Source organism: Brevundimonas sp. (genome assembly GCF_965227765.1).
GTDB lineage: Bacteria > Pseudomonadota > Alphaproteobacteria > Caulobacterales > Caulobacteraceae > Brevundimonas.
On record NZ_OZ245778.1, the window covers coordinates 2,134,061 to 2,146,429 of the forward strand.

Annotated in this window: 8 protein-coding genes; 4 read left to right on the forward strand and 4 right to left on the reverse strand. The window is 67.1% G+C overall.

The window, feature by feature from the left end:
* The first annotated feature begins 22 nt into the window (after nt 1-22).
* Both ACO05L_RS10405 and ACO05L_RS10410 read left to right on the forward strand, forming a co-directional pair.
* Entirely contained in the window at nt 23-676 is a 654-nt protein-coding gene (locus tag ACO05L_RS10405) for a lasso peptide biosynthesis B2 protein (RefSeq protein ID WP_421729103.1), read from the forward strand.
* Nucleotides 676-2,433: an asparagine synthase-related protein gene (locus ACO05L_RS10410; RefSeq protein ID WP_421729104.1), complete on the forward strand. Its 1,758-nt coding sequence runs from the start codon at nt 676-678 to the stop codon at nt 2,431-2,433. Before ACO05L_RS10405 ends, ACO05L_RS10410 begins: the two co-directional genes overlap by 1 nt.
* Here the strand turns inward: ACO05L_RS10410 and ACO05L_RS10415 are convergent.
* From ACO05L_RS10415 to ACO05L_RS10430, 4 genes are all read right to left on the reverse strand, one after another.
* Nucleotides 2,396-4,855: an alpha/beta hydrolase family protein gene (locus ACO05L_RS10415; protein ID WP_421729105.1), complete on the reverse strand. Its 2,460-nt coding sequence runs from the start codon at nt 4,853-4,855 to the stop codon at nt 2,396-2,398. The genes ACO05L_RS10410 and ACO05L_RS10415 overlap by 38 nt on opposite strands.
* Nucleotides 4,856-4,864: 9 nt before the next feature.
* A complete protein-coding gene (locus tag ACO05L_RS10420) occupies nt 4,865-7,810 on the reverse strand; it encodes a TonB-dependent receptor domain-containing protein (protein ID WP_421729106.1) in 2,946 nt (981 codons plus the stop codon).
* 81 nt (nt 7,811-7,891) lie between these two features.
* Entirely contained in the window at nt 7,892-8,869 is a 978-nt protein-coding gene (locus ACO05L_RS10425; protein ID WP_421729107.1) for a FecR family protein, read from the reverse strand.
* Nucleotides 8,870-8,882: 13 nt separating this feature from the next.
* Entirely contained in the window at nt 8,883-9,392 is a 510-nt protein-coding gene (locus ACO05L_RS10430) for an RNA polymerase sigma factor (RefSeq protein ID WP_421729108.1), read from the reverse strand.
* 709 nt (nt 9,393-10,101) lie between these two features.
* Here ACO05L_RS10430 and ACO05L_RS10435 point away from each other — a divergent pair.
* Both ACO05L_RS10435 and ACO05L_RS10440 read left to right on the forward strand, forming a co-directional pair.
* Entirely contained in the window at nt 10,102-11,016 is a 915-nt protein-coding gene (locus tag ACO05L_RS10435; protein ID WP_421729109.1) for a HEPN domain-containing protein, read from the forward strand.
* Between the two features lie 372 nt (nt 11,017-11,388).
* On the forward strand, nt 11,389-12,345 hold the full coding sequence (locus ACO05L_RS10440; protein ID WP_421729110.1) for an NAD-dependent epimerase/dehydratase family protein: 957 nt from the start codon (nt 11,389-11,391) through the stop codon (nt 12,343-12,345).
* Nucleotides 12,346-12,369 lie beyond the last annotated feature (24 nt).

The window sequence follows — 12,369 nt, forward strand, 5'->3', positions numbered from 1 at the left end:
CGCCGATGGCCCTGGCGATCAGATGCACATCACTGTCATGACCAGAGAGATCTGGCCCGCCGAGGGCGTCTTTTTCGCCCGCGTCCACGAGGACCTTGTCGTTCTGTGCGTGGACGCCGACGAATATGCCTGCCTTCCGGACGCGGGCGACTGGCTGCGGCCGGACACCTGCGTCCTGATCGCGCCCGGGCAAGAGCAGGCGGAGCAGCTGATCGAGGCCGGCCTGGCCTCGTCGTCGAAGCCGGAGACCCTCGACCGCCGTCCGGCCGCGCCCCACGGCCGGATCCAAGCTGCAGAACGGCCCGCCCTGTTTGAAATGGCCAGAACCCTGGCCGTCCTCGCCACGGCGACACTGGCCTTTCGCGGCAAGACCTTCAGGCAGCTCATCCAGTCGTCTGGCGGCGGACCGATATCCGAGCCCCTGGATGAAGCCCGGCTTGCAAGATGCCTCGCCGCCTATGAGGCCATCCTGCCCTGGGTCCCCGGCGAGGGCGAGTGCCTGCAGCGGTCCTTTCAGCTCAGACGCCTTCTGACGCGCCAGGGCTTTGCATGCGACTGGGTCTTCGGCGTTCGCACCTGGCCGTTCGGCGCCCACTGCTGGATCCAGGTCGGCGACCGGGTCGTCGGCGACACCCTGGGCCGTGTCCAGGCCTACACTGGCATCATGGTCGTGTGATGGGCGCCTATCTGGCTGTAAGCTATGATCCCGACCACCCCGGCGCCGAAACCCTTTCGAATGAGGTGAAACGGCTGGCCGGAACTCACGCCAGCCAGACCCTGCCGCTCGGCCGCTTCGCCTGGATGGCGGCGACCGGACCCCATCCCCCCAAGGTCCTGGCGATCGGATCCTGGATGCTGATCGGCGATGTCTTCGATCGCCATCGCCCCATAATGCCCTCGGTTACTGAGGACGACCCCTATCTGTTTGAGCGCAAGCTCGTGGCCAGGGTGTGGGGACGCTACGTCGGCGTCCAGATCTCCGGGCAAGGCGGCATCTGCAACATTCTCCGAGACCCATCGGGCGCCGTCGAAGCCATCGCCTGGGTCCAGGACGGCGTGACCATTGTGACCTCCACCCTTCCCCGATGGCTCGTCGAATTCTTCAAGCCCGACTGGCGGATCGATTTCACCGCTCTGGAGATGGCGCTGAGGGATCCGCTTGCCGCCTCGGGCGACATTCCCCTTCTTGGCCCCACCACGGTCGCCCCCGGAACCATCCAGCCCCTGCCGCTCGATCTGGCGGCGCAAAGCATCTGGTCACCCATCGCCTTCGCCAGACGGGGACGAGACCGCGCCCTGGACCAGACGGAGGCTGAGACCCTGCTGCGCTCGAGCCTTGATGAGGCGGTCAGGGGGCTCGCCGGTCTCCCTGAGGGGCTGGCCGCCGAGGTGTCGGGTGGACTGGATTCCAGCATCGTCGCCGCCAGCCTGGTCCACGGCGCGCCGGCCAGCATCAGGGGCTGGTTCAACGCCCACGGCGCCACGCCGGAATCCGATGAGAGGCGGTTCGTCGCCGCGCTCGCGACGAAGCTCGGTATCGCCCCCCAGAGCGTCCCTCTGGCGGTCGGCACGGTGACGGAAGCCCTGCTGGAGCGGATTTCGGGCGGCGTCCGCCCGGGTCTGAACGCGCTCGACATGCATCATGACCTGGACTGGGCCCAACGGGTCCCCGCCACAGGGGCCGGGGCGATCATGACCGGCAAGGGAGGCGACGGCATCCTGGTCCAGGCGGCGACCGGCGACGTCTTCACCGATCTCTGGCTTCAGAAGCGCTGGCGGGCCCTGGGCTCCGGCGACGTCGTTCCGCTGGCGCGCGGCAACGAGGTGTCGGTCTGGACCCTGGTCCGAGAGGCCCGCGCCTTTGGCCGCACCGGGCCGCGCCGCCCAACGCGCGATACGGGACTGCTGCGCCCGGCCGTCGACGCCCCGGCGATCCATCCTTGGCTCGACGGAGCCGAGATCTTCGGCCCCGGCAAGACCTTCCAGATCGCCGCCGCCATCGACAATATTTCCCGTCACGGCCCGTCACTACAGACCGAGGTGATCGATGTCCTTCATCCGCTGTGCGCCCAACCCGTCGTCGAGGCCTGTCTGACGATTCCGACGCCGATGATGACCGTCGGCGGGCGTGACCGGGGGCTGGCCCGTCAGGCCTTCGCCGATCGGCTGCCGAAGGCGATCCTGGACCGCCGGTCCAAGGGCGACCTGACTTGCATCTACGGCCGGATGATCCTCGACAGCCTGCCCTTCCTCCGGCCCTGGCTCCTCGACGGTCGCCTGGCCGCCCGGGGAATCCTGGACCGGGCGGCTGCCGATGACCTGCTCACCCGTGAGAGCCTGATGTGGCGCGGCGCCTATGGGGAGATCATGATCGCCGCGGTGTTCGAGGCCTGGGTCAGGGTCTGGGAAGCTCGGCTGGGCCGTCGGGACTGACAGGGGACTGAGCCAGGGTGAGATCGAGCCAGTCGAAGATCTGCGCATAGACGTCCCGGATATTGGCGGGGCTCCAGAGCGAATGCTCCTCGCCCCAGTAGGTCACCAGCCTGACCCGCCCGCCCAGTCGGTACAGGGCGCTGAACATCTGCTCAGCCTGTGAGACAGGCACGAAATCCCGGTCGGCGGAGATCAGCATGACGGGCGCGGTGATCCGGTTCGCGGTGAAGATCGGGCTCTTGTCGACATAGGCCTGTGGGTCCGCCCAGGGCGGGGCGCCGATCGCCCCCTGCCCGACCTCCACCCAACCCTGCTGGTTGCGCATCATGTGACGGTCCTCAGCCAACAGGCGCGTGACCGGAATGAACTCACCCCATTTGGACGCCATCTCCGCCGTCCCCGCCCAGGCGATATAGGACCGGTAGCGGGTCGAGCGCGTCGCGATCGCGAGCGCCACCCCGCCCCCGAAACTGTGGCCGGCGACGGCGATCCGGTCTCCCGGCAACTCTGGATAGGCGGCCAGGGCCGCGTCGACGGCCAGATCGACGCTGCGAACATGGTCGTCGGCCGTCGCCAACTCTTTGTGTCCGGTGGGCATGGCCGGGCTCAACACCGCAAAGCCCGCGCCGGCGAGCACCGCGGCCCGCAGACTATAGGTCAGGGAGAGGGGACCGCTCCATGCGCCGGAGTCCACGGAACCGGGATAGACCTCCAGGACCAACCCTCGCACCGAAGCGGCTGTCCGGCCCTCCGGCAGGAAGAGCCAGCTCTGCGCCGGGCGGCCGAACGCGTCGAGATGGTCGAGCCGGACGGGCTTGGGAAGGACGACCTCTGCGAGGTCCGCATTCACCTGATCGACCGGTCGAACCCCTTCCGCCGTGCGCAGGGCGAGTGTCTCCACCAGGCCCTCGGCCGATACGGTCAGGGCGGCGGCTGGCGAGACGGCAAGCACCTGGTCGGCCTCGTCTCCGCGCCAGAGCGGCGCCGCCTCCCCCTCGCCGGTCAGGATCTCCAGACCGCCGCGCCCGTCCGTAGTCGCGACCCAGGCCCGGCGGGGCGCATCGTTGAGACGCAGGCGCAGGGGCTTTTCGATGTCGCCGATGATCACTTCCCGCACGCCCTCGACGGACGAAGCCACGCGCCGCAAACCCGAAGCCTCCATTCGCCAGACCCCGCCGTCGGCGACCGCATAGGCCGCGTCCCCGTCGATCGCGGCGAGGCGGGACGGCGCGAGGGAAAGGCGTGCGGTCAGGGCGAGCGGGGCTCCGCCCCCCAGGAGATACCAGTCGAACCGCGCCCCGTCCGGCTGTCGGGCGTAGAGGATGGCGGCGTCGCCCAGCCAGTCGGCCTGCACCCCGCGAAGACTGTCGATGTCGGATCCCGCCGGCCGGGGCTGCAGCCGGTCGCTCGCCAGCGCCGTCGTCGCGCCGTCCGGAGACACGGCCACAAGACGCCCGTCACCCCAGGCCTGCCCATCCCTTCGCCCCCAGACGAGGAGGGCGAGCGAATCCCGCCGCCACCTGAGGAGATGGGGCGCGACATCCAGGTCCCCCTCCACCGGCCTCTCCGCCCCTCCGCCGAGATCGAGGAGGCTGAGCCGGCCCCGATCCGGCATGTCCGACTGGACGATGACATCGGGACGGACCGGCAAGGACGGGCCTGACCTGACCAGGGCCAGGGTTTTGACGTCCGGAGACAGGGCGAAGTCGCGGATCCGCCCCCTGGCCAGGACGCGCTGATCACCATTACGGGCGTCAAGGAGGACCAGGACCTGGTCCGTCGCCGGCTGGTCGACGACCACGCCCCTGTCGGCCTCCATGACGGTGCGGGACGCCTCCCGGCCGTCGGCGGTCCGCCGCCAGGCCGCAGAGGTTTCGGTTTGGCTGGCGCCATAGTAGCGGATCAGCCATGGCAGACTGCCGTCCTCGCGGGCCAGCAGCACGACACGGTCGTCCGATGCCCACTGGGCCGAAGCCCCGGTCATCGGCATCTCGGCGGCAAGTCCGGTCCATGTCACTGACCGGCTCGCCAGGGTGACGATCCCGACCTCGAGACGGTCCGACTGCAGCCGATAGACCAGCAGCCGGGCGCCGGAGGGCGACCAGTCTCCCCGGATCAATCCCGGCGGCTCGCCCGGAAGCAGCCGTTCGGAAGCGGCGGTCGCGGCCTCGAGATCCACGACCCGCAGGTCGGTGATGGCCCACTGGGATCGCGGCCCCCGATCGAAGCGGGGCGCCGTGTCATAGGCGCCCCGCCGCTCATAAAGCGCCCATCGCCCGTCGGGAGAGAGCGATGCCCGCCCGAAAGCCTCGGTCGAGACGATGTCCTCGACCGAGAGAGGCCGTGTCTGGGCGCCCGCCTCGCCTGAAAACCAGGCGAGCACCAGCACCGCGGCCATGACAGGCCGCCAGATTCTCATCATGATCGCGGCCTACCAGCGCCGGATCAACTGAAGCGCGACGGTTCGTCCAAGCAGGCTGGCCTGGCCCGGGTCGAAGCCGAAGCCCGAGGGGGCGTCGTAGAAGGGCGGGTCGGCGTCGAACAGGTTCTGCACCGACAGGGCCAGCTGGATCCCGGTCAAGGCGCCGGACGCCGGGCTCCATCGCATCTGCAGATCCACCGTGTTCCAGGCGTCGATGCCGACGCCGAGGCGATCCTCATAGGCCGCCACATGGTTCCAGTGGAGATCGGCCCCGAGATCGCCGCGCGTCCAGGCGCCGCCGAGACGCGACCGCAGGCGGACCGGATAGCCGATCAGGCCGATGACCTCGCGCACGGCGGCGCTCGGTGTGGTCTGGCTGTCATAGTCGAGGATGTAGGAGGCCGAGGCGTCCAGCACGATCCCGTCGCGGCCGAGCGAAAGGGGCAGCGCGCCCGAGAGATCGACACCCCTCACCCGCACGGATCCGGTGTTGACCCAGCGCCCGTCCACGATCGCGCCGTAGCTGGTCGCGGGATAGAGGGAGCCGAAGGGGAAGTCGGGCCGGCTGATATAGCTCTGAACCAGGGCGAGGTCCGCCGCATTCGTCCCGGGACTGACCCGGGTCACGAAGGGCGCGAGGGCGGGATCGGTGAGGACCCCGGCCAGGTTTTCCGTAGCCGGCTGTGCGATCCGGTCCGTGAAGTCGGTCTCGAAGACATTGCCGCTCAGGGTCAGCCGCCCGCGGGGCCGGTAGTCGAACCCGAGGGTCAGGGTCTCGGCCGTCTCCGGCTTCAGGTCCGGGTTGCCGCCGTACTGATAGAGGGCCAGCACCGTGGTTCCATCACCCCGCGGCAGCGAGGTCAGGGACAGGGCCGAGGCATCGTGGATCTGCGGCAGGGAGGCCGCCCGGAAGGAGGTTCCCCAGGACGCGCGAAGGGCCAGGTCCGACGCCGGCGACCAGACCACGCCCACCTTGGGATTGGTGGTGGTTCCGAAGTCGTCATAGTCCTCGAACCGCCCGGCGACAGAAAACTCCAGGCTGCGCAGACCCGGCCGGGCCTGGTCCGGCCCCACCAGGGGCAGCCGGGCCTCGGCGAAGACCGCGCCGATCCGCCGCTCGGCCCGAGGCGTCACGCTGGCGCTCGGCGAGGCCGTGGAGATGAAGGACAGGGTCCGGGTGTCGAACCGCTCCTCGCGCACCTGGGCGCCCAGGGCGAGGCTCAGGTCTCCGGACGGCAGATGCAGCACCGGCCCCTGGGCCAAGATATTGACCGAGGTCGCCCGGCTCCGATCATGGGCCTCGTTGTAGCCGCTGCCGATGAAGTCCAGCACGGCGCGGCCGTTGGCGCGCCCGTCGCCGAACGGGTTGAAATAGCCGTCCGCGGCCGCCCGATAGGCGGTCGCCGGGTCGTCGACGGCATTGCCCAGGGCTTCGGCGAGAAAGCCTGTGTGCACACGCCCGCGCACGGACAGATCTCCCTTCTCCCGAGCCAGGGCGACATAGGCGTCCAGCGACCATTCCGAGGTCAGGTCATAGGTCGCCCCGGCCGTCAGGCCGAGGCTCTCGGACCGGCCCGACTGGCGCGGGCGGCCGAGATCCTCCGAGAAGGAATAGCCGAGGATGTGGGCGGGCGCGCCGGCCGGAGACACGAAAAACGGGTTTGCGGCGGTGACGACGAACACCCCGATGCCGGGCCCGGCCTCGAACGCGTAGTCGCGCCGGCTGTAGCGGGCGTCCGCCGTCAGCTCCAGCCGGTCCCCGACGCCCTGGCGCAGGCGGCCGTAAAGGCTGTTCCGCTCCAGGTCCGGCAAGAGGTCGATCCCCTCGGTCAGGGACTGCAGGTTGGCGACGCCCGCGACGAAGTCCGCCGGCCCCTGGGCGGCGCCCGAGGCATTGGGCCGGATGGCGTACTGGGCCACATAGGCCCCGGCGGCTGGATCATAGCCGAGGATATTGCCCGGACTGGCGTAGACCACCCTGTGATCCGTCCCCCCGAAGGCGCGCAGGTCGCCGGTTGCCGTATAGGGGCGGTCCAGCGAGCTCAGGCCGTTCGTGTTCTGATATTCCCAGGACAGATAGGCCGAGCCCGAGGACCAGCTTCGTCCCGCCAGATGGGAGAGGATGACATCCTCGGCCCCGCCCCTCGCCGCGCTGACACGCGCCCGGGTCTCCTGGCCGTCGAAGCCCCGCCTCATGATCACATTGACCACCCCGGCCACGGCGTCCGCACCGTACAGGGCCGAAGCCCCGTCGAGCAGGATTTCCACCCGCTCCACGGCGCCCGACGGCAGGGCGGAGATGTCCCCGAACTCGCCCCGAAACCCCGTGCCCGCCAGCCTGCGGCCATTGACCAGGGTCAGGGTCGAGGCGGGTCCGAGACCGCGAAGATTGACCCCCGTCGCATTGACGGCGTTCGACCCCTGTCGATCCGAACTGGCCATCTGCACGATCGGGGTGCCGGAGCCGGCGTAGTTCTGCGGCAGGTCGATGACAGCCTCGGCCACGGTCCCCGCCCCTCGGCGATCCAGGGCGTCGCGATCCAGGACGAGGACCGGCGAGGCCAGATCCCCCGACCGTTTCAGCAGGGTGCCGGTGACGACCACGTCTTCGAGATCGGTCGCCGCCTCGCCGGTCTGGGCAGACTCGGCCGCCCGCCGCAGATAGATCACCCCGTCGCGGGGCTGCGACCATGTCAGGCCCGAGCCCCTGAGAAGGCGGTTGAGGGCCTCGGACGGAACAAGCCGGCCCCGCAGCCCATCCGCGCGCCGTCCCGCGACCAGATCCCCGGCGAAGAAGATCTGCTGGTTCGACTGGGTGGCGAAGGCGTTCAGCGACTCGGCCAGGACCCCGGGCGGAATGTCGAAGTCGCGCGCCGCCTGGGCGCAGGCCTGGGCGCTGATGGATGCGATGCAGGCGATGATCGCGCTGCCGGACAATAGACGGTTACGGCTCATGGTCTTGGCTCCCCTCGACGTGACGTCACGTCAAAGAGGAGGTGCGCCAGACCCCCGGGCGGCCCCGGAGGCCTGCGACAATTATTTTCTGCGTTCCGACAATCTCACCCCGCCGCCCGCGAGCGGCGAGACCTCCAGGCCCAGTCCGCCCGACGCCATCGACACAAACGCGTCCCGGTCGCCGGTCTTGAACACGCCATTGACGGGCGTGGCCGCCAGGCCAGGCGCGTCCAGCTCGACCTTGTCGGTCAGATACCGGTTCACCTGCGCCACCGCGTCTCGCAGCGGCGTGTCGCGCAGCACGATCTGGCCCTCGGTCCAGCTCGTCTCAGAGGCCAGATTGACCCGGGAGACCGCAGCCCCGGCGGCCCGCACCCTGGCCTGGTCCCCGACCGTGATCCGCACAGGCTTCGAGCGCTCTGCCGCAGACCGGACATCCACGATTCCCTGCACCAGGGTCACATCGGCGTCAGCGCCGCGCCGCTCCACCTGGAAGACCGTGCCGACCGCCGTCACGGTTGATTCGCCGACGCGAACGACGAACGGTCGCGCCTGGTCATGGACGACGGTGAACAGGGCCTGGCCCGCTTCGAGATCGATGTCACGATGATCGCCGGAGAACCGCACCCTGATCCTCGACTCTGTATCCAGCCGCACGGTCGACCCATCCGCCAGTTGAACGACCCGCTGTTCGCCGGTGACCGTCGAATAGACGGACCTTGCCTGGAACCAGGCATGGCCGCCGAAGACCAGGGCCGCCGCGGTCGCGACCGCCGCCAGGCCCAGCAGGGCCTGTGGCATTCGGCCCGGCCGGTGTTTGGCCTTGCGGCGCGCCAGGGCGTCCCTGACGGCGTCGGTCATCGCCGGCTGCCCGGCCAGCTGGGGCGACTGGCCCCAGATGGCTTGCACCCGACGATAGGCCTCCGCATTTTCAGGTCGCTGATGCCAGGCGAAGAAGTCCTCCACGGTCTGAGTCGCGACGCTGCGTTCCCCGAGACGGGCGTGCCACTTCGCCGCCTCGGTGTCGGCGCTCGTCACACGGTTTTTCGGGCCGGTCATCTTGCCCCCATACCTAGCGCCGGAGTTCAGCAGAGCAGCGGGCCAGGGCCCGGGTCATGCGCCACTCGACGGTCTTCGGACTGATCCCCAGCGCTTCAGAAATCTGCACCGTGCTCATTCCAACGATCCTGGACAACACAAAGACATCCCTCAGAGGTTGTGGCAAGCGGCCGATGATCTCCTCGAGCAGGACCGCGTCGATCTGATCCGGCGACTGGGCCTTGGCCTGGGTCGGAGCCTCCGCGTCCAGAATCTCCGAACGGCGCCGGTCCCGCCGCGCCCGGCTCATGGCGATGTTGGACGCGAGCGTCAGAAGAAAGGCTTTCGGAGACCGGATCTCAAGCCCGGCGTCGATCGGCGCCAGACGCATCCATGCATCCTGAACAATATCCTCGGCGTCCGCGCCATAGCGGCGACGCAGGCGGGCGGTCAGCCAGGGCGAATAGCGGCGATACAGGCGATCAAGCCGCGATTGCGCCCCGGCCCCAGCCCTCCCCTCTCCCATCGCATCCGACTTCGACACCCGACGCCTCCCTTTCCTGCGAGGGGCGCTGCGGACAGCCGCACATGGAAAACCTGCGCCCCGCGAGGGGTCGTCAGACAGCGTCGAGAGACGCGTCCGGACAGGACGGCGCGCGGCGTCACGCCGGCAACATCAATATCATCGAGACTTCGCAGGGGATTCCACGCCCCTGTCGACCGAGGCCGACGGGGAATCGTGACTGATTTGATTCCCCGACGCAAGGCCCGCCAGGGTTGAATGAGGGCGGGCGTTGGAACCTAGCGAAAGGCCCGACGGCTTCAACGCAGACCCCGACGGTCGCCGGCTCGCGCCGGCGCCTCCCGGCGATCGGGCCTGCGCCTATAGGTCGGCGCCCGCGTGACAGACCTAACGCCACGACGCCACCCAGACAACCGCAGGCGTCGACAGCAAGACGCCGCCAGGCCTGCGCAAGCGCACAGAATGGGGCGCGGGCGTGGAATCCTCGCAAGTCAGAGAGGCGCGCTTATTCGCCACCGACCGCATCCGACGTGCGACTGGCGCACATCCCCCGGACCCAGGATCGGCGCCTATTCACGACAACCCGCTGAGACTCACGATAGTCCACAACGCCCCGCCTCGCCATTGCTCACGCCCAGACGGCGGGGTTCGCCCATCCGGCGCGCAACTTTCGCGCGCCCCACCCACCTAACCCTTGCCGCCCAACGGCGGATGGTCGAGACTCCAAATCATGAAACGGCCCTTGAGAAAACTGCCAGCGGGAAAGCGCCGCGAGCTGGACCACGCGGTCTCCATCCTGCGTGAAACCTTCGCCGAGACGGTCTCGACGCGAAAGGCCCCTCGCCTGCGCGACGGCAAGATCCTCAAGATCATCCTGTTCGGCAGCTACGCCCGGGGGGACTGGGTTCACGACCCCGTTGGCCGCTATTTCTCCGACTTCGATCTCCTCGTCGTCGTCGACCACGAGGACCTCACCGACCTGGAGTTCTGGGAAGCCGCCAACGAGCGCCTCCTCGCCGAGATCGCCACGGGCAGCCAGCTCCGCACCCCCGTCACCTTCATCGTCCACAGCCTGGACGACGTAAACAGGAAGCTCGAGCTCGGCCGCTACTTCTTCACCGACATCCTGCGCGACGGCATTCAGCTCTTCGCCGAGCCAGGCGTCTCATTCTCCGTCCCGCAGCCCCTGTCGCCAGCCACCGCGCTCGAAGAAGCGCAGGAGTACTTTGACGACTGGATGGAGACGTCCGACCAGCGGCGCAAAACTGCAGATCTTGTTACGAAAGAGAGATTTAACAAGATTGCAGCTTTCGAGCTGCATCAGGCCGCAGAAGCCCTCTACATCGGCTTGCTCCTGGTCCTAACCCTGCACTCGCCCAAGGCCCATAACCTTGTTCATCTGCGCAAGATGACCGAACCCTTAGTCCCGCGGCTCGCGGAAGCCTGGCCGCACGAGACCAAGTTCCAGAAGCGGTGCTTCGAGCTGCTACGATCCGCCTATGTGAAATCCCGCTACTCGAAGCACTACAAGATCAGCGACGAAGAACTCGCATACGTCACCGAACGCGTCGCAGTCCTCCGCGAAATTGTCCTCGACGCTTCGCAGGCCCGCCTTTCCGAGCTACGCAACTTGGCTGAGCATTAGCCCTGTAAATCCGACGGCGAGATGTCGAGTATGCGCTCATAGCTGAACGCCGATCGACGCAGCAGGGCTGTCGTTTCGGGAGGGCGCGGCGACCTACGCGGCGGACGTCTTCAAATTGAGGTGGTTATGGAAGGCGTGACCTGCCCCTGCAAAACTGGACCGATTTGAGCCGCCCCAGAAGCTAGCGGTCCAATAACCTGAACATCGGCGGTTTCAGGATTCGAAGCGGATTGCAGACCACATATATGAGCGCTTTCGCCGCCATCAAACCAAACACCCCCTTGTGCGGCGCAGCATGGACGACGAAAGATGCTTGTAGGAATTATACTAGCCGCCAGCTCGCGCTGTGCGGGGCAACGTCGGGGGACTAAGTTGACTGAGAAACAAGTATTAATTACCGGCGGATCCGGATTCATCGGCACGCACTTGGCGCGTCGCCTAAATGAATCTGGAATGAAAGTGACATGCTTAGACCTAAAGGCTCCTCGTGAGGCACTTAGCGATGCAATTTACATTCGAGGTGATGTTCGAAGCTTGGATTATCTGAATCTTCCTGCCGCCGATGTTATTTTTAACCTAGCCGCGATACACACAACGCCAGGACATTTGGATCACGAATACTATGACACAAACGTTACAGGAGCACTTCAAGTAACTCGTTTCGCCGAGAAAATGAATGTCCGTGAGATAGTTTTCAGCAGTTCAATTTCTATCTATGGACCATCGGAAGAACACAAAACCGAAAGCAGCCTAGCAGACCCGAAATCCGCTTACGGAAAATCCAAGCTCATGGCCGAGCAAATCCATATGGCCTGGCAAGCGGCCAAGCCTGGTCGTAGGCTAACTATTGTTCGGCCCGCCGTCGTTTTCGGCCAGGGCGAGGGTGGCAACTTCGCTAGGATGGCCTCTCTTCTTAAAACGGGCTTTTTCGTGTTTCCCGGCCGCCGGGACACGATCAAATCCTGCATCTATGTCGAAGACCTAATCGACTTGATCCTCGCCGCCCGAACCACCCCGGAGGACTTCACCCTTCTCAACGGCTCCTACCCCGAATGCCCTACGCTGGAGCAGATCGTCACGACGCTTCAGTCGCAGTATTTCCCCAAAGCCAAACTGGTCGACCTGCCTCGGAGCGTGGTCATGGCGCTGGCAGGCGCGATCGCCGCTCTCAACGGGATCGGCGGAGTACATCCGGATCGAGTGACCAAGCTGCTAAAGTCCACACACGTCTATCCCCAATGGGCGGCCGATCACGATCTGCTCGCGCCCGGCGCGTTCGGACGCGGAATAAAGCGCTGGGCCGAAGCCACGGACGAGACCTTTGTCTGACGATCGCTCCTCGACTACCCGAGC